The sequence below is a fragment of the Comamonas sp. NyZ500 genome (assembly GCF_016772095.1).
In the GTDB taxonomy this organism is placed as follows: Bacteria; Pseudomonadota; Gammaproteobacteria; order Burkholderiales; family Burkholderiaceae_C; genus Comamonas; species Comamonas thiooxydans.
In genome coordinates, this window is the sequence record NZ_JAEIJE010000005.1 from 287,599 (window position 1) to 312,593 (window position 24,995).

22 protein-coding genes are annotated in these 24,995 nt (G+C 63.2%); 12 read left to right on the forward strand and 10 right to left on the reverse strand.

From position 1 onward, the window contains the following. Positions 1 to 11: 11 nt before the first annotated feature. The 5 genes from JAO85_RS10965 to gatC form a co-directional block, all read right to left on the reverse strand. Positions 12 to 824 (reverse strand): alpha/beta hydrolase, encoded by an 813-nt coding sequence (locus JAO85_RS10965; RefSeq protein ID WP_202788082.1) that lies wholly within the window; start codon positions 822 to 824, stop codon positions 12 to 14. Between the two features lie 1,134 nt (positions 825 to 1,958). Next, a complete protein-coding gene (locus tag JAO85_RS10970) occupies positions 1,959 to 2,651 on the reverse strand; it encodes a hypothetical protein (protein ID WP_012836752.1) in 693 nt (230 codons plus the stop codon). Positions 2,652 to 2,808: 157 nt separating this feature from the next. Beyond that, positions 2,809 to 4,266, reverse strand: coding sequence for an Asp-tRNA(Asn)/Glu-tRNA(Gln) amidotransferase subunit GatB (gatB, locus tag JAO85_RS10975; protein WP_202788083.1), 1,458 nt, complete (start codon positions 4,264 to 4,266; stop codon positions 2,809 to 2,811). A 150-nt stretch (positions 4,267 to 4,416) separates the two neighbouring features. Next, a complete protein-coding gene (gene gatA, locus JAO85_RS10980) occupies positions 4,417 to 5,907 on the reverse strand; it encodes an Asp-tRNA(Asn)/Glu-tRNA(Gln) amidotransferase subunit GatA (protein WP_202788084.1) in 1,491 nt (496 codons plus the stop codon). A 20-nt stretch (positions 5,908 to 5,927) separates the two neighbouring features. After that, a complete protein-coding gene (gene gatC, locus JAO85_RS10985; RefSeq protein WP_003070403.1) occupies positions 5,928 to 6,227 on the reverse strand; it encodes an Asp-tRNA(Asn)/Glu-tRNA(Gln) amidotransferase subunit GatC in 300 nt (99 codons plus the stop codon). Positions 6,228 to 6,439: 212 nt separating this feature from the next. Here gatC and JAO85_RS10990 point away from each other — a divergent pair, with 212 nt between their 5' ends. From JAO85_RS10990 to mrdA, 4 genes are all read left to right on the forward strand, one after another. Continuing rightward, positions 6,440 to 7,483 carry a rod shape-determining protein gene (locus tag JAO85_RS10990; protein ID WP_003059473.1) on the forward strand — a complete coding sequence of 348 codons (1,044 nt, stop codon included), beginning with the start codon at positions 6,440 to 6,442 and terminating at the stop codon, positions 7,481 to 7,483. A gap of 165 nt (positions 7,484 to 7,648) precedes the next feature. After that, complete coding sequence (gene mreC, locus JAO85_RS10995) at positions 7,649 to 8,674, forward strand: rod shape-determining protein MreC (RefSeq protein WP_003070406.1); 1,026 nt, start codon at positions 7,649 to 7,651, stop codon at positions 8,672 to 8,674. Further along, on the forward strand, positions 8,671 to 9,189 hold the full coding sequence (gene mreD, locus JAO85_RS11000) for a rod shape-determining protein MreD (RefSeq protein ID WP_003070409.1): 519 nt from the start codon (positions 8,671 to 8,673) through the stop codon (positions 9,187 to 9,189). Before mreC ends, mreD begins: the two co-directional genes overlap by 4 nt. 122 nt (positions 9,190 to 9,311) lie before the next feature. Beyond that, positions 9,312 to 11,264, forward strand: coding sequence for a penicillin-binding protein 2 (gene mrdA, locus JAO85_RS11005; protein WP_003070410.1), 1,953 nt, complete (start codon positions 9,312 to 9,314; stop codon positions 11,262 to 11,264). A gap of 36 nt (positions 11,265 to 11,300) precedes the next feature. On the opposite strand, the gene JAO85_RS11010 is transcribed toward mrdA, so the two are convergent. After that, entirely contained in the window at positions 11,301 to 12,059 is a 759-nt protein-coding gene (locus JAO85_RS11010) for a TSUP family transporter (RefSeq protein WP_003074636.1), read from the reverse strand. A gap of 573 nt (positions 12,060 to 12,632) precedes the next feature. Further along, positions 12,633 to 14,300 carry a GMC family oxidoreductase gene (locus JAO85_RS11015; RefSeq protein ID WP_202788085.1) on the reverse strand — a complete coding sequence of 556 codons (1,668 nt, stop codon included), beginning with the start codon at positions 14,298 to 14,300 and terminating at the stop codon, positions 12,633 to 12,635. Between the two features lie 312 nt (positions 14,301 to 14,612). Here JAO85_RS11015 and JAO85_RS11020 point away from each other — a divergent pair, with 312 nt between their 5' ends. From JAO85_RS11020 to JAO85_RS11040, 5 genes are all read left to right on the forward strand, one after another. Next, entirely contained in the window at positions 14,613 to 15,740 is a 1,128-nt protein-coding gene (locus tag JAO85_RS11020) for an ABC transporter permease (protein ID WP_003070415.1), read from the forward strand. 126 nt (positions 15,741 to 15,866) lie between these two features. After that, positions 15,867 to 16,727 carry an ABC transporter ATP-binding protein gene (locus JAO85_RS11025; RefSeq protein WP_003070417.1) on the forward strand — a complete coding sequence of 287 codons (861 nt, stop codon included), beginning with the start codon at positions 15,867 to 15,869 and terminating at the stop codon, positions 16,725 to 16,727. Next, the gene (locus JAO85_RS11030) at positions 16,727 to 17,674 is read left to right on the forward strand and encodes an MlaD family protein (protein WP_012836759.1); all 948 of its coding nucleotides are present in this window, start codon (positions 16,727 to 16,729) and stop codon (positions 17,672 to 17,674) included. Before JAO85_RS11025 ends, JAO85_RS11030 begins: the two co-directional genes overlap by 1 nt. Positions 17,675 to 17,780: 106 nt before the next feature. Next, positions 17,781 to 18,464 (forward strand): ABC-type transport auxiliary lipoprotein family protein, encoded by a 684-nt coding sequence (locus tag JAO85_RS11035; RefSeq protein WP_003070420.1) that lies wholly within the window; start codon positions 17,781 to 17,783, stop codon positions 18,462 to 18,464. Between the two features lie 172 nt (positions 18,465 to 18,636). Continuing rightward, positions 18,637 to 19,134 (forward strand): hemerythrin domain-containing protein, encoded by a 498-nt coding sequence (locus JAO85_RS11040; protein ID WP_202788086.1) that lies wholly within the window; start codon positions 18,637 to 18,639, stop codon positions 19,132 to 19,134. Between the two features lie 109 nt (positions 19,135 to 19,243). Here the strand turns inward: JAO85_RS11040 and JAO85_RS11045 are convergent, their stop codons facing one another. After that, a complete protein-coding gene (locus JAO85_RS11045; RefSeq protein WP_003059455.1) occupies positions 19,244 to 19,891 on the reverse strand; it encodes a MarC family protein in 648 nt (215 codons plus the stop codon). Positions 19,892 to 20,073: 182 nt separating this feature from the next. Between JAO85_RS11045 and JAO85_RS11050 the strand changes: the two genes are divergently transcribed. Next, on the forward strand, positions 20,074 to 20,766 hold the full coding sequence (locus JAO85_RS11050; protein ID WP_045839215.1) for a dienelactone hydrolase family protein: 693 nt from the start codon (positions 20,074 to 20,076) through the stop codon (positions 20,764 to 20,766). 165 nt (positions 20,767 to 20,931) lie between these two features. On the opposite strand, the gene JAO85_RS11055 is transcribed toward JAO85_RS11050, so the two are convergent. After that, positions 20,932 to 22,134, reverse strand: a complete 1,203-nt coding sequence (locus JAO85_RS11055) for a magnesium transporter CorA family protein (RefSeq protein WP_012836762.1) — start codon at positions 22,132 to 22,134, stop codon at positions 20,932 to 20,934. A 133-nt stretch (positions 22,135 to 22,267) separates the two neighbouring features. Then, positions 22,268 to 23,278: a porphobilinogen synthase gene (hemB, locus tag JAO85_RS11060; RefSeq protein WP_003059450.1), complete on the reverse strand. Its 1,011-nt coding sequence runs from the start codon at positions 23,276 to 23,278 to the stop codon at positions 22,268 to 22,270. A gap of 144 nt (positions 23,279 to 23,422) precedes the next feature. Between hemB and JAO85_RS11065 the strand changes: the two genes are divergently transcribed. Together JAO85_RS11065 and JAO85_RS11070 are read left to right on the forward strand one after the other, a co-directional pair. Beyond that, positions 23,423 to 23,839: a CopD family protein gene (locus JAO85_RS11065; protein WP_003064013.1), complete on the forward strand. Its 417-nt coding sequence runs from the start codon at positions 23,423 to 23,425 to the stop codon at positions 23,837 to 23,839. 57 nt (positions 23,840 to 23,896) lie between these two features. Continuing rightward, on the forward strand, positions 23,897 to 24,994 hold the full coding sequence (locus tag JAO85_RS11070) for a VanZ family protein (protein WP_034357922.1): 1,098 nt from the start codon (positions 23,897 to 23,899) through the stop codon (positions 24,992 to 24,994). Position 24,995 lies beyond the last annotated feature (1 nt).

The window sequence follows — 24,995 nt, forward strand, 5'->3', positions numbered from 1 at the left end:
TCGGAGGTCTTTCAGGCCGCTTTGTGATGCCCGTCCACGAACTGCTCTATGGCGCTCCAGAAACCGTTGGCGCGGAAGATGGTCGAGTGATTCGCCTGGGCGAATGCCTGCACCTGCACAGCCTTGTCCCTGAGGCTGTGCAGCAGGGCGTCGGTGCGCTCGGGCTGCACCACCTGATCGCGTCCGGCGCGCAGCACCAGAATCGGCCCATGGTAATTGCGCAGATGCGCGGCAGAGTCGAACGGGTCGCGCAGCAGCAGTTCCACAGGTAGCCAGCCATACATGCCGCGTACCGTGTTCAGAATGCTGTCGAAGGGCGTGACCAGCACCAGCTGGTCCGGCTGGCGCAGGTCGGCCACGGCAGCCGCCACGCCCGTGCCCAGGCTGCGGCCGATCACGGTGATGGGCAGCTCGGGGTGCAGGCGCCTGACTTCATCGAACAAGGCGGCGGCATCGAGCTCCATCAGCTCTTGCGTGGGCTCGCCCTCGCTGGCGCCATAACCGCGGTAGGCCAGCATATAGATATCGCTGTGCGGCAGGCTGCGCGACAGCTGCTGGCGCCGGTGGGCAATGTTCTCGGCATTCCCGCCAAAGTAGATCACCGCATTGCGCGCCTTGCCGTCGGCCGGGTGCAACTGCCAGCCCCGCAGCAGCACATCGGCGCGCTGCAGCGAGAAATCGGTGCTCTCGGCAGCCACCTGCGTGCCGCTGCCCGGAAAAATCATCTGGCGCTGCTGCGCAAACATATAGCTGCAGATACAGATATAGACCGCCAGGCACAGGGCCAGCAGCCAGAGCAGGGGCTTGAGCAGCTTGGAGAACATGGAGCGCAAAAGTATGGGGTTTGCGCCGGATTGTGCGCAGATTTGTGTGGGTTTGGTGTGCGCTTTACCTCGGCTTTATGTAATCAACGGTGGCTTTTGAAAAAGATAGCTGTCAGTGCTTGATGTTTTGTTTTGATGAGATGCCTTGTTTGGTTGCTGGGTTACATGAGGGCATGTTTTACAAAGCCAACGACATGCCTGCTTTGCTTGCAGAGGGCGGGTCTCGGCTCGCCTGCCGACCTACTTTCTGCGGCCGGTATGCCGGACCACCAGAAAGTAGGCAAAGAGCTGGCCCCTACTGCCCCCATCCCTCCGGCTTCGCCTGCGGGCAACCTGCGCCGTCAAGCGCTTGGGGCTGTGCGGCAAGACTCGCTGCGTGCTGGCGCACTCCGCTCAAACAGGTTGCCGCAGATTGGATGACGATGCAGTTGCACTCTGCGGTGCAATTGCCAGCCCCAAGAGCCTGCCGTCGCAGGCGTGGGCAAAAGGGGCAATGCCAGATACCAACAGCCAGATAGCTTCTTTAGGAAATTGATAGCTGCTACCGCAATCCAGATAAGCGCTAGAAGCTAATTTCGTCACAACTCTCGCAGGCCGTCTGCTCCCGCATCCACCCGTGTGTCCGCGCCTGCGGCACGCGGTTTAGGCTGCGGGCATTGGCACCGAAGAGTGCCAATGCTTTGTGCTCTGACTTGCGGCAACCTGTTTGAGCGGCGCGCGCAGCGCAAAGCGAGTTTTGCCGCACCGCAGACTGAATGGCGTGACGCAGGTTTGCCCGTAGCGAAGCGTAGGGACGCAGACAGTCGGGGCGCATTCTTGGGGTTACGTTTCTTGTGCGAGCAAGAAAGGTAACTCGCCTGCCGGGGCGAGACCCGGCCTCTGTCGTGTACAACAAAAAAAAAGCGCTTTTTTGATAGCGGCCTACGTTGATGCGATTGAGCTAGAGGCTCATTTGGCTTGAAGTCTCTGTTTTAGCGACATGCCTGATTAGTGGACTGAGGGCGGGTCTCGGTCCGCCATGCCGACTGACTTTCTGCTGCCGGTATGCCGGACCACCAGAAAGTAAGCAAAGAGCCTGACCCTGCTGCCCTCGTTCCTTCGGCTGCGCCTGCGAGGGGAGCAGACACCTAACTATCACGCCCCCGGCAAAAAGTACCCAGCCTTGTGCTGATTCCGACTGCTGCTGACACACAGCTTCAACCGCGCCTCCATGTACTGCCGCACTTCCGAGCGGTCGCACATCTGGGCCAGGTCTTCCCAATAGAGCAGGCTAGTGAAAGAAGGCTTCGCGGACTCAGCCGCGTCGCCCTCGCTCACTTCTGCGGCGCGCGCAGGGGAGGGAACATAGATCGGTCCATTGACCGGGGCGTAGTGCTGCACGGGGCGGCCTGCGGCTTCTTCCTTGCGTCTGGAGGTCAGCACAAAGTAATGCTGGCGGGTGTCTGCCAGATGCGGCTTCTTATCGGCGTCGAAGACCTTGTCCAGGCGCTCCAGCCCTTTGGCCACATCGGCGGCGTAAGTCCAGTTGCTCAGGTATTTGGTCTCGATGAACAGAAAGACCTGGCGCGCAGGGTCTGAGATGAGCACATCGGCCAGCTTGCTGCGCAGGCGTTCGTGGCACAGGTAGGCGTGGGTGTCAAACGAGATATGGGGGCTTTGAATGCCCAGGTCTTCGCGGCCCGTGACTTCCTGGATGTAGCGGTTGAACTGGACGATGCGCTTGGCATAGCCGGCCGTGAATTCGTTGAAAAAGTAACCGGCAAAAAACTTGCTGCAGAGGTTGCGCTCTTTTTCGGATTCGATGAGTGAGGCGTTCGAGAAGATCACTGATTTTTTCCTGGGCAGGCGCCACAGGGCATGGGGACCGAGGACTGGGATGAGCTGCAAGTAATAAGGCCGCAGGCATATGCTGCCTGCGGCCCTGGAGCGTGCTCCCATTATCTGGGGGCAGAGGCACGCCTTGAGGGACGTGCTTGTAACAGAGTTAGGCCAGCTTGGCCTTGAGCAGCTCATTGACCTGGCCGGGGTTGGCCTTGCCCTTGGACGCCTTCATGACCTGACCGACCAGGGCGTTGAAGGCCTTGTCCTTGCCGGCGCGGTATTGCTCCACGTTGGCAGGGTTGGCAGCAATCACCTCGTCGATGATGGCTTCCAGCGCGCCGGTGTCGTTGGACTGCTTGAGGTCCTTGGCTTCGATGATGGCGTCCACATCGGAGCCTTCACCGGTCCACAGCGCCTCGAACACCTGCTTGGCCGAGTTGTTGCTGATGACATTGCCGTGGATACGGGCGATCAGGGTGCCCAGCTGCTCGGCGCTGACCTTGACCTGGTCCATGCCGATCTCTTCCATGTTCAGGCGGCGCGAGATCTCGCCCATGACCCAGTTGGACGCCAGCTTGGGCTGGCCGCAGGTCTTGGCGGCGGCTTCAAAGTAGGCGGCCATGGCCTGGCTTTGCGTCAGCGTGGTGGCGTCGTACTCGGGCAGGCTGTATTGCTCGACAAAGCGCGCGGCCATGGCGCGGGGCAGCTCGGGCATCTCGGCCTTGACCTGCTCCACCCATTCGGGTGCCACGACCAGCGGGGGCAGGTCGGGGTCGGGGAAGTAGCGGTAGTCGGCCGCGTCTTCCTTGGTGCGCATGGCGCGGGTCTCGCCCGTGTCGGGGTTGAACAGCACGGTGGCCTGCTGGATCTTGTGGCCGTCCTCGATCTGCTCGATCTGCCAGAGGATTTCGTAGTCGATGGCGATCTGCATATTCCTGAACGAGTTCAGGTTCTTGATCTCGCGGCGGGTGCCCAGGGGCTGGCCGGGCTTGCGCACGGACACGTTGGCGTCGCAGCGGAACGAGCCTTCCTGCATATTGCCGTCGCAGATGCCGATCCAGGTGACGATCTTGTGCAGCTCCTTGGCGTAGGCTACGGCTTCAGCGGTGGAGCGGATATCGGGCTCGGTCACGATTTCCAGCAGCGGCGTGCCGGCGCGGTTCAAATCGATGCCGGACTGGCCGATGAACTCGTCGTGCACGGACTTGCCGGCATCTTCCTCCAGGTGGGCACGCACCAGGCGCACGGTCTTGAGGACGTTGTTCTTGCCTTCTTCCAGATAGAAGCTGACTTCACCGCCTTGCACCACGGGGATCTCGAACTGGGAGATTTGGTAGCCCTTGGGCAGGTCGGGGTAGAAGTAGTTCTTGCGCGCGAAGATGGAACGCGGCGCAATCGTCGAGCCCAGCGACAGGCCGAGCTTGATTGCGCATTCCACGGCCTTCTTGTTCATCACCGGCAGCGTGCCGGGCAGGGCCAGGTCCACGGCGCTGGCCTGAGTGTTGGGCTCGGCGCCGAAGGCGGTGCTGGCACGGCTGAAGATCTTGCTGTTGGTCGCCAGCTGGGTGTGGGTTTCGAAGCCGATGACGACTTCGTAGCCATTGATTAGTTTCACAGTCATGTTCTTGCTTCAAAAAGTGGGCTGTATCCATGGCGCCGCGCATGAAACCGGCGCGGCCCGATCCAGGGACAGCGAGCAAGGGCCGCCCCGCAGCGAGGCTGTCGTCCCCCTTGAGGGGGAAGGCGCGAAGCGACTCAGGGGGTGTTTCATTTAAATGCCGGCGGGGCTCTTCAGGTGGAAGTCTGTCGCTTGCTGGAAGCGGTGGGCCGCGTTCAGCAGTTTGGCTTCGCTGAAGTAGTTGCCGATCAGCTGCAGGCCCACGGGCATGCCGCCGTCGCCGAAGCCTGCGGGCAGGCTGAGACCGGGCAGGCCGGCCAGCGATGCGGGCAGGGTGAAGATGTCGGCCAGGTAGTTGCTGACCGGGTCGGCCTTGCCGCCAATGGCCCAGGCCGTCGTCGGCGCGGCCGCGCCGGCGATGACGTCGCAGTCCTTGAACGCGGCCTGGAAGTCGTCGGCAATCATGCGACGGATCTTCTGCGCCTGCAGATAGTAGGCGTCGTAATAGCCTTCGGACAGCACATAGGCGCCGATCATGATGCGGCGCTTGACCTCGTCGCCGAATCCTTCGGCGCGGGTCTTTTTGTACATATCGTTGAGGTCTTCGTACTTGGCGGCGCGATGGCCGAACTTCACGCCGTCAAAGCGCGACAGATTGGACGAGGCCTCGGCCGGAGCCAGGATGTAGTACACGGGCACGGACAGCTCGGTGCGCGGCAGGCTCACGGGCACCAGCTTGGCGCCCAGCTTTTCGTATTCCTTGAGCGCGGCGTCGACGGCTGCGCGGACATCGTCGGACAGGCCTTCACCAAAGAACTCGGCGGGCACGCCGATGCGCAGGCCTTCGATCGAGTCACCCAGGCGGGCAGCGAAGTCCTCGGCCGGGTAGTCCAGGCTGGTGGAGTCGCGGTCCAGATCGGGGCCGCACATCTCGGAGAGCAGCAGCGCGCAATCTTCGGCACTGCGGCCCATGGGGCCGGCCTGGTCCAGGCTGGAGGCAAAGGCGATCATGCCGTAGCGGCTGGCGCGACCGTAGGTGGGCTTGATGCCGGTGATGCCGCAGAACGAGGCGGGCTGGCGGATGGAGCCGCCGGTGTCGGTGCCGGTCACGGCCGGGGCCAGACGCGCGGCCACGGCAGCGGCCGAGCCGCCCGAGGAGCCGCCGGGCACGCGCTCGTTGTTCCAGGGGTTGCGCACGGGCTGTGCCGCGTCAAAGCCCACGGGGGCCACGGCCGAGTTCTCGTTGGCGCCGCCCATGGCGAATTCGTCGCAGTTGAGCTTGCCCAGGGTGACCACGCCGGACTTCGCCAGCTTGCGCACCACGGTGGCGTCAAACGGCGATTGGTAGCCCTCCAGCATCTTGCTGGCGGCGGTGGTGGGGAAGTCCTTGGTGACGAAGATGTCCTTGTGCGCAATGGGCACGCCGGCCAGCTTGCCGCCCTTGCCTTCGGCGATCAGGGCGTCGGCCGCCTTGGCCTGGGCCAGGGTGGCGTCTTCATTGATGGCGACAAAAGCGCCCAGGTTCTGGTGCTGCTTGGCGCGGGCCAGGAAATGCTGGGCGGCTTCGGTGGCAGAGACCTGCTTGGCGCGCAGCTGCGCGGCCAGCTCGGCCACGCTCAATTGGTGGAGTTCGGTTTGGCTCATGTTCTTGTGGTTCCGCGCGTTTATTCGATGACCTTGGGCACGAGGAAGTAACCCTTTTCGGCTGCAGGGGCGTTCTGCATGTTGGCGTCGCGGTTATTGCCCTCACTTACCAAATCGTCACGTAGCCGTAAGGCGACGTCCTGGATGGCTGCCACCGGATGTGACAGAGGGCTGACGCCCGAAGTATCCACAGCCTGCATTTTTTCGACGATGCCGAAAAAGTTGTTTAGTTGCGCGAGCATGCGCTTACTTTCGTCTTGTGACAGTTCAAGGCGGGCCAAGTTGGCGATGCGCGCAATGTCTTGATCGTTCAATGCCATAGAAATTATTTAACAGGGCCGCCGCGTGTAAAGCAGTGTTTCTAACCCTGACAGTAGAAGTTATTCACAGGGGATACGGTATTATCTCGGCTTTGCCGCAATACCTCCGTTCGGCTGGTCATTGTGCAAAAAATGCCCACCACCCAGACTCCATTACCTTACATCCCGGCGACGGCCAGCCGATGCGCAAGCCGTGCCTGAGAGGACCCTGAATGTTCGGAGCTTTCCGTCGGTACTTCTCCACCGACCTTGCCATTGACCTTGGCACAGCTAACACCCTGATTTTCGCCCGAGACAAGGGCATTGTTCTGGACGAACCTTCGGTGGTTGCGATCCGTCACGAAGGCGGTCCCCACGGCAAGAAGGTGATTCAGGCTGTCGGCCGCGAAGCCAAGGCCATGCTGGGCAAGGTGCCCGGCAACATCGAAGCCATTCGCCCCATGAAGGACGGCGTGATCGCCGACTTCGTGATCACCGAGCAGATGATCAAGCAGTTCATCAAGATGGTGCATCCGCGCTCGGTGCTGACGCCCAGCCCCCGCATCATCATCTGCGTGCCCTGTGGCTCCACCCAGGTCGAGCGCCGCGCCATCAAGGACGCTGCCGAAGCTGCGGGCGCCACGGCCGTGTACCTGATCGAAGAACCCATGGCTGCCGGCATCGGCGCGGGCCTGCCCGTTTCCGAAGCCTCCGGCTCCATGGTGGTGGACATCGGCGGCGGCACGACCGAAGTGGGCGTGATCTCGCTGGGCGGCATGGTCTACAAGGGCTCCGTGCGCGTGGGTGGCGACAAGTTCGACGAGTCCATCATCAGCTATATCCGCCGCAACTACGGCATGCTGATCGGCGAGCCGACGGCAGAACTGATCAAGAAGCAGATCGGCTCGGCTTTCCCTGGCTCCGAAGTCAAGGAGCTGGAAGTCAAGGGCCGCAACCTGTCCGAAGGCGTGCCGCGCAGCTTCACCATCTCTTCCAACGAAGTGCTGGAAGCGCTGACCGACCCCCTGAACCAGATCGTTTCCGCCGTGAAGAATGCGCTGGAGCAGACGCCTCCCGAGCTGGGCGCCGACATTGCCGAGCGCGGCATGATGCTGACCGGCGGCGGTGCGCTGCTGCGCGATCTGGATCGTCTGCTGGCCGAAGAGACGGGTCTGCCCGTGCTGGTGGCCGAGGAGCCGCTGACCTGCGTGGTGCGCGGCTGCGGCATGGCGCTGGAGACCATGGATCGCCAGGGCAGCATCTTCACCAGCGATTAATCGCTGTGCAATGTGGTGTTTTGCGGCACGCGGCATAGTGCGCGTACCGCAGCCACTTCCATGAACAGGGCCTGAGTCCGTGATACGCCTGCATACCGCGCTCTCTTTTTGCATTCCTTCTGATCCAGGAGGCCGTGCGCATGCGGCCATGCCGCGGGAGCACGCATGAGCCTGGACACCCTGGACCACCGCGCTCCATCACTGTTCAAGCAACAGGCCTCGCGCACTTCCCAGCTTGCCCTCTACAGCGCCTTGGCGCTGTTTTTGATGGTGGCCGACGCGCGTTTCAAGATCACCACGCCGGTGCGCGCGGCCTTGTCGGTGGCGCTGTCGCCCGTGCAATGGTTGGTGGCCCAGCCCGTGCTGGCCTATCAGAACGCCAGCCGCTATGCCGAGGTGCAACAGCAGGCCGTGGCCCGCGAGGATGCTGCGCGCAAGGAGCTGGTCGTCATGGCTCAGCGCGCCGAGCTGGCCGACGAGTTGATCAAGGAGAACGAGCATCTGCGCTCCATGCTGGAGTTGCGTGAGCGCTCGTTGACGCCGGGGCAGGTGGCCGAGGTGGTCTATGACAGTCCTGACCCCTATACGCGCCGCGTGGTGATCGACAAGGGGCAGGCGGACAATATTGCGCCGGGCTCGCCCGTGCTCGATGAAAAAGGCGTGATAGGTCAGGTCACGCGCGTCTATCCGACGCGTGCCGAGGTCACGCTGCTCATTGATCGCGATCAGGCCATTCCCGTTTTCAACCCGCGCACTGGCGCGCGCAGCGTCGCCTATGGCGATGCATCCTCGACCCGCGCCGGCGGATTGGAGTTGCGCTTCATGCCCAGCAACGCCGATGTACAGGTGGGCGATCTGCTCACCACCAGTGGTATTGACGGGCTTTATCCCACGGGCCTGCCCGTGGCCAAGGTGGTGACCGTGGACCGCCGTGCCGACTCGGCCTTCACCCGCATCTACTGCGAGCCCGTGGGCCGTGTGCAGGGGGTGCGCCATGTGATGGTGCTCAAGCCCCAGGGCCGTACCGAGCATCCCGAGGCCGCCAATATGCAGGCCCAGGCCGATGCCGAGAAGGCCGACCGGGCTGCCAAGGCTCGTGGCAAAAAGGAGGCGGCCGCTGCCGAAAAGGAGAAGGCCGCCGCTGAGAAGGCGGGGACCAAGGCCGCCAAGCCTGCAAAGGATCCTGCATGATCATGCCGCGCGGCCAGCAGCTGTTGCTGCCGGTCAATCCTCTGTTTATCGTCGTCACCCTGGTGATAGGCCTGGCCGTCAACATGCTTCCGCTGGGCCGCATCGTCTGGCTGCCGGACATGTTGCTGCTGCTGCTGGCCTTCTGGAGTCTGAATCAGCCGCAGCGCGTGGGTCTGGGTATTGCCTTTGTGCTGGGGCTGATCATGGATGTGGACCGGGCTTCGCTGCTGGGCCAGCATGCACTGGCCTATACCTTGCTGGTCTTCGTGACGGGCTGGATGAGTCGCCGCCTGCTCTGGTTCTCGAGCCCCGTGCAGGCCCTGCACCTATTGCCGGTGTTTGCTGCGGCGCACGGCATTCAGGTTCTGCTGCGTGTGGCGACGGGAGGTATCTTCCCCGGGCTGGAGTTTCTGATAGCTCCAGTGATCGAGACCTTGCTGTGGCCTGTGGTCAGCGCTTTGCTGCTGGCGCCGCAGCGCCGTGCGCCGGACAGCGATGAAAACCGGCCTCTGTAGATGAAAGCCCCCTTGAGTCGCTGCGCGCCTTTCCCCCTCTCGCTTCGCGGGGGGGGACGACTGCCTCGCTGCGGGGCGGCCCTTGCTTGCAGTCACTGGCTTGGCGTGCGGGGAGCCTGCGCATGATGGAGATTCGCAACACCGAAGTCGAGCTGCAGCGCTTCCGGATGCGTGCAGTCGTCATGGGCTGCGTGGTGTTCCTGGCGTTCTGTCTGCTGGTCTGGCGTCTGCTGGTGCTGCAGGTCGAGCGCCATGAGGAATTTGCCGAGCGGGCCGAGAGCAATCGCACGGCGGTGGTCCCCATCGTGCCCAACCGGGGCCAGATCCTGGACCGCAACGGCGTGGTGCTGGCGACCAATTACTCGGCCTATACGCTGGAGATCACACGCTCCAAGGTCGAGGATCTGGACGAGACCATCGAAGGGCTGTCCGGGGTCATAGAGATCACGCCGCGCGACCGCCGCAAGTTCAAGCGGCTCATGGATGACTCCAAGAGCTTTGAGTCGATTCCGATCCGCTCGCGCCTGACGGATGAGGAAGTCGCCAAATTCGCGGCTCAGCGTTATCGCTTTCCGGGCGTGGATATCAAGGCCCGCCTGTTCCGCACCTACCCGCTCAAGGAAACCGGCAGCCATTTGATCGGATACATCGGTCGTATCAACCAAAGAGAAAAAGAAGAGATCGACGACTCCGACGATGCGGCCAACTACCGTGGCACCGAGGTCATGGGCAAGCTGGGGGCCGAAAAGAGCTATGAGCTGCAGCTGCACGGTCAGACCGGCTGGGAGGAAATGGAAACCTCGGCTGGCGGCCATGCCGTGCGCCGCCTGGGCAGTCGCCCTGCCACGCCGGGACACAGCCTGCAGCTGTCGGTGGACATCAAGCTGCAGAAGATGGTGGAAGACCTCTACGGCAACCGCCGCGGCGTGGCCATCGCCATGGATCCGCGCAACGGCGAGGTGCTGGCCATGGTCAGCAAGCCGACCTACGACCCGAATCTCTTTGTCGACGGCATCGACCAGGAAAGCTGGAAGGCACTCAACGAATCGCTGGACCGCCCTTTGCTCAACCGTTCCATGCGCGGCACCTATCCCGTGGGCTCGACCTACAAGCCCTTTATGGGCCTGGCGGGCATAGAGACCGGCAAGCGCACGCCGGGCACGGTGATCCAGGACGGCGGCTCCTGGACTTTCGGCGGCCACACCTTCCGCTCCGGCCATGCGCTGGGCCCGGTGGATCTGGCGCGCGCCATCCAGCATTCCAGCAACGTCTATTTCTACACGCTGGCCAACGAGATGGGCGTGGATGCGATCCACGACTTCATGAAGCCGCTGGGCTTTGGTCAGATCACCGGCATCGACCTGCCCGGCGAGGTGCGCGGCGTGCTGCCCAGCAAGGAGTGGAAGCGCAAGACCTACAAGCGCGCAGCCCAGCAGCAATGGTTTGCAGGCGAGACGATTTCTCTGGGTATCGGCCAGGGCTACAACAACTTCACCATCCTCCAGCTCTCGCATGCGCTGGCCACGCTGGTCAACAACGGCATGAGCTTCACGCCCCATGTGGGCAAGGAGCTGATCGACTCCGTCACCGGTACGCGCACGGCCATTGTTCAGCCGGCCCCCGTCAATCTGGGCTACAAGCAGAGCAATGTCGATGCCGTCAAGCGCGGCATGGTCGGAGTGGTGACCGGCGGCACGGGCCGTGGCGTCTTCGGCAGTGCCAGCTATCTGTCGGGCGGCAAGACCGGCACGGCCCAGGCAGTGAGCGTGGGCCAGAAGGAAAAGTACAACGCTGCGCGTCTGGCCGAGTACCAGCGCGACCACTCGCTCTATATCGCTTACGGCCCGGCCGAAGCGCCCAGGATTGCCGTGGCCGTGATTGTGGAGAATGCCGGCTTCGGTGCAGCGGCTGCCGCGCCTATCGCACGCCGCATACTGGACTACTGGCTGGTGGGCAACTATCCCAGCGAGGCTGATATCGCTGCCGTGCGCCAGGGCAAGGCAGGCGCACCGATCGGCACGCCGCGTCGTGTGGAAGATATCTCGGTGCTGTCCGACGACGAAACAGCACCTTGATAAATTGATAGCTGTTAACGCTTGCTGTGTAATGGTTTAACGCAGAAAAGCGTCGTAACCTGTCTTCAGAATCAGCAGGCTGACCACGCCGATGAAAATCGTGCGCACAAAGCCCGTGCCGTGGCGCAAGGCCATCCAGGTGCCAAGCATGCTGCCCAGCACATTGGCCACGGCCAGCGGAATCGCAAAGTGCCACCAGACATGGCCCTTGAGAGTGAATAGCAGCAGTGCAGCGGCGTTGGAGGCCAGGTTCAGCAGCTTGGCGCTGGCCGAGGCGTTGAGGAAGTCATAGCCCAGCAGGCGCACGAACAGGAACACGAAGAAGCTGCCTGTGCCCGGGCCGAAGAAGCCGTCGTAGAAACCGATCAGCAGGCCGATGGCGCTGGCGGTCAGCATCTCGGTGCGGCCTGCCAGGCGCGGCTCGTGGTCGCGGCCCAGCTCTTTTTTGGCCAGGGTGTAGCCCAGCACGCCCAGCAGGATGAAGGGCAGCAGCTTGCGCAGAAAATCGGGCGAAATCAATGTGACAGCCCAGGCTCCGAGAAAAGCTCCCACCAGCGTCGTGCCGATGGCGGGTAGCAGCGTGGCCCAGGTGATATGCACACGCTTGCTGTACTGCCAGGCGGAAATGGCCGTGCCCCAGACGGCGGCACTCTTGTTGGTTCCAAACAGCGTGGCAGGCGTGGTGGTGGGGAAGGCTGCAAACATGGCCGGCACCAGAATCAGTCCGCCGCCTCCCACGATGGCGTCAACAAACCCGGCCAGGGCCGAGGCGAGGGAAACAAGAATCCATTCCATGGAGCAAATGCCTGCAATTGGTGCATGCCGTGAGCAACGCGCGTTGCCGCTGGGCGGCGCTGCCGGAGGCGGGATGAAGAAGCCAGGGGAGAGCGGGCTTGAATGCCCGAGGATGGCGCCGGCATTGTCGCACCGCAGCCTCAAGCTTGTGCGCAGGCATAAAAAAAGCGCCCACTGTGGGGCGCTTTTGAACGCATCTTTGATGCTTTTATATGTATTGGTCTGGTTGTGTCGAGTTGTCTCCTCGGCCCTCCATGCTGCTTCGTGGAGCAGCGAGAGTGACGAGAATGTAAGGGCTGCACCTGTGTGGTGCATTGGGGAATTCCCTTGGGTTATATCAAAAACGTCTGACAAATGAATCAGAAAGTTTCGTGACATCCTTATGAGTTTTGAGATATTTCAAAAACAATAGCGTCATATGCTTATAAGCAAAAGATCTCTGAGGACTTTGCTTCATGGAGAATGACGCCGCGCGGGATTCTTCCGCTAGTACAGACTTTGCGCTCCAGAGCGAATTTCGGGCGCTGACGGGCTTGTCGCAGTGAATCGCTCGGCTTTTCGTGCGGCCGTTTTTCAGGTCGCGTCACGAATCCACTGCGCCGCCTTCTCGGCCATCATCAGCGTCGGGCTGTTGGTATTGCCGCTGGTGATGGTGGGCATGGCGCCGGCATCGACCACGCGCAGACCCTGCACGCCTCGCACCTTGAAACGGCTGTCCAGGACTGCCATCGGGTCGTCGGCGCGTCCCATTTTGGTCGTGCCCACGGGGTGGAAGATGGTGGTGGCGATATCACCGGCCAGACGCGCCAACTCCTCGTCGCTCTGGTATTGAGCACCGGGCTTGAACTCTTCGGGTTGGAAGCGCGCAAGCGCCGGCTGGCTGACGATGCGCCGCGTGACGCGCAGGCTGTCTGCCGCCACCTGCCGGTCTTCTTGCGTGGAGAGGTAATGGGGTGCGATGGCCGGAGCCTGGCGGAAATCCGCGCTTTGCAGTTGCACCGTGCCGCGGCTGCTGGGGTTGAGGTTGCAGACGCTGGCGGTGAAGGCGGCAAAGTCGTGCAGCGGCTCACCAAAGGCATCCAGCGACAGCGGTTGCACGTGATATTCCAGATTGGGGTGGGCCAATGCCGGATTGCTGCGTGTAAAGGCACCGAGTTGCGAAGGCGCCATGCTCATGGGGCCGCTGCGCTTGAGTGCGTATTCCAGGGCGATGGCCGCCTTGCCCCAGAGACTGCCGGCCATGGTGTTGAGCGTCTTGGCGTTCTGCACCTTGTAGACCGAGCGGATTTGTAAATGGTCCTGCAGATTGGCGCCCACGCCGGGCAGATCGCGGCGCACAGCCATCCCATGGCGCTGCAGCAATTCGCCGGGGCCTATGCCCGACAGCTGCAGAATATGCGGTGAGTTGACCGCACCCGCGCAGAGCAGCACCTCGCGCCCGGCCTGCACAGTCACCATCTCCTCTCCGGTCCAGACTTCGGCGCCGGTGCAGCGCTGGCTGCCGTCCGGCAGATCTTCCAGAATCAGCCGGCGCACCTGAGCGCGGGTCCACATCTCGAAGTTGGGACGGCCATAGCAGGTGGGGCGCAGAAATGCCTTGGCAGTGTTCCAGCGCAGGCCCGATTTCTGATTGACCTCGAAGTAGCCCACGCCCTCGTTGCAGCCGCGGTTGAAGTCGTCGGTGGCCGGGATGCCGGCCTGCTGCGCGGCCTGGGCAAAGGCGTCGAGTATGTCCCAGCGCAGACGCTGCTTCTCCACGCGCCACTCGCCGCTGCCGCCGGTGCTCTTGCTGCCGTGCAGGCGCATGAACTCTTCGCTGGCGCTGCCGCCGGCGTCGAGACGCCAATGGTCTTCATGCTGTTTGAAAGCCGGCAGGACCTGCTCCCAGCGCCAGGTGTCGTCGCCGGTGAGCTCGGCCCATTGCTCATAGTCGCGGGCCTGGCCGCGCATATAGATCATGCCGTTGATGCTGGAGCAGCCGCCCAGTGTCTTGCCGCGCGGATAGCGCAGGCTGCGACCGTTGAGGCCGGGGTCGGGCTCGGTCTGATAGAGCCAGTCGGTGCGCGGGTTGCCTATGCAATAGAGATAGCCGACGGGGATGTGGATCCAGTGGTAGTCATCCTTGCCGCCGGCTTCGATCAGCAGAATCCGGTGATTCTTGTTGCGGGTGAGACGGTTGCACAGCAGCGAACCTGCTGTGCCTCCGCCGATGACGATGTAGTCGAACTGGGTATCACTCATGGGCAGATCAAAAGGCCGGTACAGCTAGGCGCAGAGGCCAGAGCATCAGGCAGTCATGGGCAAAAAGGCTGGTTCATTAGGTGTGATGAGCTTGCGGGTGTCGATAGGGAAAGCGCTCGCATACTCCTGTTTTGGAAGCTGTCGGCGCAGTGCTGGTTTTGACTTTCGCGGATTTTTGATAAAAATTGCAACGCTATCATTGCGTGGCATGCGGCAGCGGCCTACGTGCTGCGTTTGGCATGCTCCTCGCTTGGCGCGTTATGCTGGCCCCTGCGGTCAGCCCGTCTCCCCCATGTCCTAGGAAGCTTTTCTTTGCCCAGCTCAGACCAACTACCTCAATGCCCGCTGCAGTCCCGCGAAGGTCAGCAATGGGCCGTGCCTGCGGGCCGCTGGAGTGCCGCCGAGCTGGGCGACCGCCATATCTGGCGTCGGCTGGCGCCGCAGATCAGGGCCGTGCCCAAGGGCGCGGCCTGGGATTTGCAGCAAATGGTCTGGTTCGACCATATCGGTGCCCAGTTGCTGTGGGAGCAATGGGGCAAGGCCTGGCCGGCCCAGCTGCTGACGACCAAGACCCAGCGCTCCATGCTGGAGCGTGTGGCCAGGTTCAGCGAAGTGCCCGAGTCCAAGCCCGAGCCCTCGGGATGGATGTGCGAGGTCAATCGGCTGGGTCAGATGGTGATCGATGCCTGCGGGCACTTTTCCAACTTGATCCAGCTGGTCGGCCAGTTGCTGCTGGACTGCCTGCGCCTGCTGCGCAACCCGCTTCGCGGCCCCTGGCGCGATATTTCGGGCCATCTCTATGCAACGGGAGCGACAGCCTTGCCGATCACGGCGCTGGTCGGCTTTCTGATCGGCGTGGTGCTGGCCTATCTGATGGCGCTGCAGTTGCGCCAGTTCGGGGCCGAATCCTTTATTGTCAACATTCTTGGCATTTCGCTGATCCGCGAGCTCGGGCCGCTGCTGGCGGCGATTCTGGTGGCGGGTCGCAGCGGCTCGGCCATCACGGCGCAGATCGGCGTGATGCGCGTGACCGAGGAGCTCGACGCCATGCAGGTCATGGGCATTTCCCAGGGCTACCGGCTGGTGCTGCCGCGTGCGCTGGCGCTGGCCGTGTCCATGCCGCTGGTGGCGTTGTGGACCATTCTTGCGGCACTGGCTGGCGGCATGGTCGCGGCGGACCTGACCATGGACATCACGCCCTCCTATTTCGTGCAAAGCCTGCCTGCGGCCGTGAAGGTCGGCAATCTGGTGCTGGCCATGGGCAAGTCCGTGGTGTTTGGCGTGCTGATTGCCTTGATCGGCTGCCATTGGGGCCTGAAGGTAGAGCCCAATACCCAGAGCCTGGGTCGCGGCACCACGGCGGCGGTGGTGTCATCCATCACCATGGTCATCATCGTGGATGCCATCTTTGCCATCCTCTTCAGAAACGTGGGCTTTTAGGATGAACTACCCCCTGTGCGGCTTCGCCGCTTCCCCCCAAGGGGACGACACCTTCGCTGCGGGGCGGCCCGTGCTCGGCGTTTCTGGCTTGGGTCGCGCCAGCCTCGTGCAGCGGGGGGCACGCCAATGACAGAGGTGATGCACAACCGCCGTATCGAGGGTGCCGTGGGCGATTACGCGCCGCCGCAGGATGTGAAGCCCCTGGTGCAGGCAGTGGACCTGTGGACCGAGTTCGGCGAGGGCGAGTCGCGCTTTGCCGTGCACCAGGACTTGAACTTCGATGTCTACCCGGGCGAGATTCTGGCCCTGGTGGGCGGCTCCGGCACGGGCAAGACGGTGCTGCTGCGCCAGATACTGGGGCTGCTCTCGCCATCGCGCGGCACGGTGACCGTGGATGGCCGGCCCTCGCGCGAAGTCATCAGCGGCGAGCTGGCGGCGAGTCAGGTGGGCATGCTGTTCCAGCAGGGTGCGCTGTATTCGGCCTTCAACGTGCTCGACAACATCGCGTTTGCGCTGCGTGAGCAGGGCACCTTGCCCGATGCCGTGGTGCGCGATGCGGCCATGGTCAAGCTGCAGATGGTGGGCCTCAAGCCCGAGCATGCCTCGCGCATGCCTGCGGACCTGTCGGGCGGCATGATCAAGCGTGTGGCGCTGGCGCGCGCGCTGATGATGGATCCGCCGCTGCTGCTGCTCGACGAACCCACAGCGGGGCTGGACCCCAAGGGCTCGGACGAGTTCTGCGAGCTGCTGCGCGATATTCATGCAGAGCTGGGCCTGACCGTGATCATGGTCACCCACGATCTGGATACGCTGTTCGCGCTGTCCACACGAGTGGCCGTGCTGGCCGAGAAAAAAGTGCTGTTCACCGGAGCTCCGCGCGACGTGGCCCGGATCAAGCACCCGTTTATTGAACATTTCTTCCAGGGAGAGCGTGGCCGCCGTGCCATGGCCCCGGTGCAAGGCGGCGTGGCCGCAGAGGAAAGCTGATGGAAAACAAGTCCCATGCCATGGCTGCCGGCATCTTCGTGCTGGTGGTGGCGACCCTGCTGGCAGGGCTGGCCGTCTGGCTGACGCGCGACAACCGCGAATACCAGCTCTATGAAATGTCCACCAAGGACGGAGTCAGCGGCCTGCAGCCCCAGGCCACGGTGCGTTACAAGGGTGTGCCCGTGGGCAAGGTGGTGCGCATCGGTTTTGATCCGCAGATTTCCGGCAATGTGCTGATTCGCATTGCCGTGGGCGAAGACACGCCGGTCACGCCGGCCACCTACGCCCAGCTCGGCTATCAGGGAGTGACGGGGCTGGCCCATATCCAGCTCGACGATGACAGCAAGTCTTCGCAACCGCTAAAGCCCGGGCCCAGCGGCCTGCCGCGCCTGCCCATGAAGTCATCGCCGCTGAACATGCTGGCCGACCAGGGGCCGGTGCTGCTGGAGCGGGTTGACGAAATTTCACGCCGCCTCAATTCCATGCTGGGTGAGGACAACCAGAAGCGGGTGAGCGTGGCGCTCGACAATATCGCTGCCGCATCCGGCGGGATCAAGGATCTGGCCGAGACCATGAACAAGACGGCCAAGGACTTTCCACAGATCACGGCAGATGCGCACCAGACCCTGCAGTCCCTTACCAAGGCCGGCAATGCCGCCACGGGCGTGGCGACCGATCTGCAGCAGACCGTGCGCAAGGTCAATGCCCCCGATGGCCCGCTGCAGCAGATTGCCGAGGGCACGCAGGCCCTGTCGCAGGCGGCCGAGTCGCTGGGGCGCAGCACCTTGCCGCGCATGAACGGCGCGGCCGACGATGTCTCGCGCGCCGCGCGCAGCATGGGCGCGGCCGCGGGCCGCTTCAATGACAACCCGCAATCCGTCATCTACGGCCAGGGAATGGGCTTGCCAGGCCCCGGCGAGCCCGGTTTCGTGGCTCCGGCCAAGTGAAGAAGCAACAAGGACACGACTTGCGCCAATTCGGATCGGGCAGGCAGCTTTTCGATGGAAATGCCTGCTACTCATTCTGACTGGCCTAAGTCCCAAAGGAATCAATATGGCAGACACAAAGATTTCACTCACCGGCCGCGGAGCATGGCGATTGCTGGGCGCTTCTTCCCTGGTACTGGCGCTCGCCGCCTGCTCGGGCCTGCCCACAGCACCCACGCAACCGGTGCGATATGACCTGGGCATGGCCGACCTGGCAGTGCCGGCCGCGAATGCGGCCGCACCCTCCGTGGCGCCGGTACCGCTGGTGCTGGCCGAAGTCCAGGCGCCGGGGTTGCCCGAGGGCCTGACGGCCATGTTCTACCGTCTGAACTACAGCGACAGCCAGCAACTGCGTGCCTACCAGAACGCGCGCTGGAGCCTGCCTCCCGCTCAGATGGTGGAGCAGCGCCTGCGCATGCGCCTGGGGCTGGAGCGCCCCGTGCTTTCGGGCAAGGATAATGTCCGCCCCCTGCAGGCCGACAAGCGCTCGATTGCGCAGCTGCGCGTGACGGTGGACGAGTTCAGCCAGGTCTTCGACAACGCCAGCAACAGCCGTGCGTTGCTGCGCCTGAGCGCCAGCCTGATCGGTGCCGGCGAGAGTGCCGGCAACCAATTGCTGGGCCAGAAGGTGTTCACGGTCGAAGTTCCGGCGGCCTCGGCCGACGCAGCCGGCGGTGCCCAGGCCATGGCACGCGCCGTGGACGAGGCGGCTGCCCAGCTCAGCCGCTGGTTGCAGGGTTACGGGCGCTAGGGCCCGACCAGTCCCAGGCATTTCCGCTCCCAAAGCCCTGCCATGCAGGGCTTTGTTGATTCCGGGCAAGTCCTGCTTACTCGCGCGCAGCTGCTTTGCTGATGTGGGTCAATGGCCGGGCCGGGCCTTGTTCTTAAGCTGCCAGTTCCTCAACCTCGCACAAGGAACTGCCATGGCCAGCCTCGAATGGAATGCCGCTCTCATCCTGGATTTTCCCGTCATGGACGCGATGCATGAAGAGTTCGTCACCCTGCTGGCCCAGGTGGAAGCTGCGGGCGACGAGCAGCTGTGCGCGCTCTGGGACGAGCTGATTGCCCATACCCAGCAGCACTTCGATCAGGAAGACCGCTGGATGCAGACCACGGGCTTTGCCACGGGCAACTGCCACAGCCAGCAGCACAAGGTGGTGCTGGCCGTGCTGCGCGAGGGGGCGGTCAAGGGCGGGCAGGGCGATCTGGCCACGATCCGCCATATGGCGGCCGAGCTGGGTCCGTGGTTCAGCCACCATGCGCAGAACATGGATGCCGCCCTGGCCCTGCACATGCGCCGCGCGGGCTTTGACCCGGTGACCGGCGCGGTGCTGGTGCCCGAGGCTTTGCCTGCGGAGCCGATCACTGGCTGTGGTGGTGCCTGTGGTGAAGCTGAAAAAATGGAAGTAGTAACTGCCTGAAACTGGCACGCGATAAGGCGAGAGACAGCGAGCAAGAGCCGCCGCGCAGCGAAGCTGCCGTCCCTCTTGGGGGAAGCGGCGTAGCCGCTCAGGGGGAGTATTTTTGGGGTTAAGGGTATATCGCCGGGGAGGCCAGGATGGGGAAGATCTTGATCAGGCCTCCCGCCATCACCTCGATGGCCAGCGCGGCCAGAATCAGGCCCATGAGCCGGGTCATCACATTGATGCCGGTCTTGCCCAGCACACGGGCAATCGGGTGAGCCAATGAAAAGCAGACCATGATGGCAGCGGCCACCACCACGCCATAGCCGACCAGTGCCACATGCTGCCAGATGGTGCGCGCCTGATCGGCATAGATCACCACGGTGGACATGGCGGCAGGCCCGGTCAGCAGCGGAATGGTCAGCGGTACGACGGCAATGCTGTTGCCCTCGGCGGCCTTCTCGACGCCGGCTGCCAGCGTGGCATTGTTGGGGCGGTCTTCGGCGGGGCGGGCGTTGAGCATGTTCATCGCACTGATCAGCAGCAGCAGGCCGCCGCCGACCTGAAAGCTTTGCAGCGAGATATTGAAGAACTGCAGAATCTGCAGTCCCAGCAGGGCGCAGACCGCAATCACGCAGAAGGCGGCAAAGGCGGCGGTGCGAATCGTCTGCCAGCGCTGCTCGGCGTCGAAGCCGGCCGTGTAGTGGATGAAGAACGGGACGATGGCCAGCGGGTTGATGATGGCGACCAGGGTGATCAGCGGTTTGATATCCATTACAGCTCGCCTCCTGGCATGGGGGGCTTCTTGCGACTGTCGGCCTTTTGTGGGGCTGAGATAGCTTGCATCAACACTCCTGTGAAAAAATGGCCGAATCATCGACGCGGCATCAGCCATTACAGCATTGCTGGCGGCCGCGTCGCGGATTTCCCTTTTGAACCATGTTAAGGAGCTTCGCAATGGGCAGCTTTGTTGAACTGACAGCCGTGGATGGCGCAAAAACCCCGGCTTATGTGGCCATGCCCGAGGGCCAGGCACGCGGTGCCATCGTGGTGCTGCAGGAGATCTTCGGCGTGAACTCGCATATCCGCTCCGTGGCAGACCGCTACGCAGCCCAGGGCTATGTGGCCGTGGCGCCCGCCATGTTTGCCCGCGTCAAGCCCGATGTGGAGCTGGGTTACAGCGAAGAAGACATGAAGGCCGGCTTTGCGCTCAAGACCGCAGTGGAAGCCTTGCCCGAGCCTGGCGCGCTGCGCGATGTGGAAGCGGCCGTGGCCCATGCGGCGACTCTGGTGCCTGGCGGCAAGATCGGCGTGGTGGGCTTTTGCTGGGGCGGCCTCATGACCTGGCGCTCGGCCTGCAATCTGGCCAGCGTCTCGGCTGCAGTCTGCTACTACGGCGGCGGCATGACGGGCGAACTGGAAGCCAGCCGTCTGGCGCTGTGCCCGGTGCTGGCCCATTTCGGCAGCAAGGATCACTACATCTCGCTGGAGTCCGTCGAAGCCTTCAAGAAGGCCCAGCCCAAGGTGGAAGTCCATGTCTATGAGGCCGACCATGGCTTCAACTGCGACCAGCGCGGCTCCTACAACGAAGCCGCTGCAGCGTTGGCAGGTGAGCGCACTCTGGCCTTCTTCGCCCAGCATCTGGGTTGATATAAAAACAATAGCTGCTTGTGCTTTATATATAAGCGCAAGCAGCTGTTTTTATCTAAAGCCCGTTGCCGCTGGGCGGTCCCCCATCAGAGACATCAAGCAAGCGCCGCCGCGCAGCGAGGATGTCGTCCCCCTTGGGGGAAGGCGCGGAAGCGCCTCAGGGGGTCATTCTTTTTCTTCGCTTTCCAGATAGCGGCGGCGCCAGAAATAGGCCACCAGCACCACGGTGATGATCACCATGGCCACCAGGGCCCAGATGAAGCCGTCCTTTTTGTGGACGAACGGGATGAACTCGAAGTTCATACCGAAGATGCCGGCAATCAGGTTCAGCGGCAGAAAGATGGCCGTCACCGTGGTCAACGTGCGCATGATGTCGTTGGCGCGGTTGCTCTGAGCCGAAAAGTGCATCTGCACGGCGGTCTCGGCACTTTGCTCCATGCGGTGAATGTGGTGGGTCACGCGCTCTATATGTTCGAGCACGTCGCGCGAGCGCACGCGCAGCAGTTCGCGCTCATGCTGGCGCGCAGGTGTGTGCTCGGGCGGCCAGCCCTCCAGCGCCTCGGTCCAGTCCTGCACGGCGGCACGCTGGTCTTCGCAGATCTCATCCAACTGGTGCAGCGCCAGGCGCACGTCAAGCACGCTGGCCCAGTTGCTGAAACGCTTGTTGGGCTTGAGCAGCGCCATCTGCCAGTGGTCGATCTGGCGCGTCAGTGTGCGGCGCAGATCCAGGTAGCCGTCCACCATGCCGTTGACCATGCGCAGCATCAGGTCGGCAGGCTCCACGGGCATCTTGGTGCTGGCCTGGCGGCTGTCAGTCTTGGCGGGGCCGGAAATCAGGCGCTGCCAGAAGTTTTCCAGTACAAAGCAGCCGTCGGGATGCACGGACAGCAGAATCTGGTCATACAGCGCAAAGCCCACGGGCTGGGTTTCCACGCGTTGCAGCACCGGCGCTTCGCGCTGGCCGCTGTGGGCCGGGTTGTGCGATGGAGGCGGGGCGCTGGATGCCGCACTGCCGGTGCCTGCCATCACTGCAGGCAGGCCTGGCGGTGAGGCCGCGGCTGACGCGGGCGAGGCGTGGTTGCCGCTGAGCGGCGGCAGATGGGCGTTGGCCAGGCGGCGGAATACCAGCACGTCGTACACCGAGGTGTAGTCGTAATTGGAAGGGATTGCCGGATTCAACAGGTCGGAGACATGCAGGTCCACGAGGGCGGAGCCGCCCAGCCTGACCAACATGGTCTGAATGGCTGGCAGCTGAGCCTCCAGCTCCGAGCGTGTGCAGGAGACCCAGTAAAACCCCGTGGTTGCCGCCTGCGTGGGCAGTCCGTCAACAGGCTGGGCATAGAGGGGAGAGATATGCAGCACGCGCATGGGATTAGGCAGTCTCGATGTCAGTGCAAAAAGCAGATGTAAAAACGGCCCGGGCAAGCTGCACGGGCCGTCAGATCATGCCTGAAATGCTCTCAGGCGCAAGCATGACCTGCGCTGACAGCTATCAATTTTGTTACAGGCCGCGCAGCTTCTTGGCGGCGTCGATGGCAAAGTAGGTCAGGATGCCGTCGGCGCCCGCGCGCTTGAAGGCCAGCAGGGCTTCCATCATCACGGCGTCGTGATCGAGCCAGCCGTTGGCGGCAGCGGCCTTGAGCATGGCGTATTCGCCGGACACCTGGTAGGCGAAGGTCGGTACCTTGAACTCGTCCTTGACGCGGCGCACCACGTCCAGATACGGCATGCCGGGCTTGACCATGACCATGTCCGCGCCTTCGGCGATGTCCTGCGCCACCTCGCGCAGGGCTTCGTCGGTGTTGGCAGGGTCCATCTGGTAGACATTCTTGTCGGCCTTGCCCAGGGCGCCGCGTGTGCCCACGGCGTCGCGGAAGGGGCCGTAGAAGGCGCTGGCGTACTTGGCGCTATAGGCCATGATGCGGGTGTGAATATGGCCTTGCAGCTCCAGGGCCTCGCGGATGGCGCCGATGCGACCGTCCATCATGTCGCTGGGGGCCACCATGTCCACACCGGCTTCGGCATGGGCCAGGGCCTGGCCGACCAGCACTTCGACGGTGTCATCGTTGATGATGTAGCCGCTCTCGTCCAGGATGCCGTCCTGGCCGTGGCTGGTGTAGGGGTCCAGGGCCACGTCGGTCATCACACCCAGCTGGGGGAATTCCTTTTTCAGCGCGCGCACCACGCGCGGGATCAGGCCGTCGGGGTTCAGGGCTTCCTTGCCGTCGGGGGTCTTGAGGCTGGATTCGATGGCGGGGAACAGCGCCAGGTAGGGAATCTCCAGCTTCACGCATTCCTCGGCCACGGGCAGCAGCAGGTCCAGGCTCAGGCGGTCCACGCCGGGCATGGAGGGCACGGCCTCGCGCTTGTTCTGACCTTCATGCACGAACACGGGGTAGATGAAGTCGTGCGGCGTCAGCACGCTCTCGCGCACCAGATTGCGGGTGAAAGCATCGCGGCGCAGGCGGCGCGGACGGTTCTGGGGAAAAGGAGTAGGGCTGGACAAATGCATGGGGAAAATTGTGCCCCATTCGTCATGGCTTGGCTTGCAGCTGCGTGACTATTCCATGACGGCCGGCACGACCAGGCCCGAGCTTCGAGGTAAAGACGCGGCGCGCAGCGGCTGTGGCGCAGCGCAGGCCTTTACACTGGCTCCATGCTATGGGTCAAAGCCTTTCACATCGTTTTTGTCGCCAGCTGGTTTGCTGGTCTGTTCTACCTGCCGCGCATCTTTGTCAACATCGCCATGGTCACGCCGGGCTCGGTGGCCGAGCGCGAGCGCCTGCTGCTGATGGCGCGCAAGCTGCTGCGCTTCACCACCATGCTGGCCGTGCCCGCGCTGGGTCTGGGCCTGTGGCTGTGGCTGGGCTGGGGCTTCGCGGGTGGCTGGCTGCATGCCAAGCTGGCCGTGGTGCTGCTGGTCATCGGCTACCACCACAGCTGTGCCGTGCTGCTGCGCAAGCTGGCGGACAACACCTGTCATAAAAGCCATCGCTGGTTCCGTTTCTATAACGAAGTGCCGGTGCTGCTGCTGATCGCTGCCGTGATTCTGGTGGTGGTCAAGCCCTTCTGAATCTTGCGCTGAGAGTAGGAGGCGACTGTGTCCGATTCCGCGGTGCCGGTGATTTCCATGCGCCATACCTCGGCCTGGCCGCTGGCGCTGGTCTATGGGCTGCTCATTGTCTTTGCCAGCCTGTTCCCCTTCGACGGCTGGCGCGCCCAGGGCATAGATCCCAGCGTGTTCCTGTTCGCGAGGATTCCGCCGCCTTACTGGACCTGGTTCGACGTCAACACCAATATCGTCGGCTATGCGCCGCTGGGCTTTTTCCTGGCGCTGGCCCTGATGCGCTCGGGCCAGCCCAGGCTGGCCGTGCCGCTGGCTTTTCTTGCCGGCACGCTGCTGTCGCTGTGCATGGAGTTTCTGCAGATCTATCTGCCGCGCCGCGTGCCGTCCAATCTGGATCTGGTGCTCAATGCCGGCGGCACCTTGATCGGTGCCCTGCTGGCTGCGCTGCTGGAGAGACTGGGGGCTCTCTCGCGCTGGAGTGCATTTCGCAACCAGTGGCTGGGCGAGGGCGGTGCCGGCGTGCTGGTGCTGCTGGCGCTGTGGCCGTTTGCGCTGCTGTTCCCGGCTGCCGTGCCGTTTGGTCTGGGCCAGGTGCTGGAGCGCATCGACGACACCTTGCAGGACTGGCTGCTGAACACGCCGTTCGAAGACTGGCTGCCGCTGGGCGATTTCGCCATGACGCCGCTGTCGCTGGTGACGGAGATGCTATGCGTAATGCTGGGGCTGTGGATTCCCTGCCTGCTGGCCTACTGCGCCGTGCGTCATATGGGCCGCCGCGCGCTGGCCGGACTGCTTCTGGTGGCAGCAGGGGTGGGAGTGACAGCGCTGTCGGCCGCGTTGAGCTGGGGCCCGGCCCATGCCTGGGAGTGGGTGGATCTGCCGGTGCGCCTGGGTGTCTGGGGTGGGCTGGGTCTGGCCGTGATTGCATTGCCTGCCTCGCGCAGCATGTGCGCCGTGCTATTGCTGCTGGTGCTGGTGCTGCATCTGAGCATCCTCAATCAGGCCCCGACGAACGTGTACTTCGCCCAGACCCTGCAGGCCTGGGAGCAAGGCCGCTTCATCCGCTTCTACGGTCTGGGCCAATGGCTGGGCTGGCTCTGGCCTTACGTGACACTGGCGTATGTAGTGATTCGACTCTCACGTCGCCAACAGCCTGCCTAGA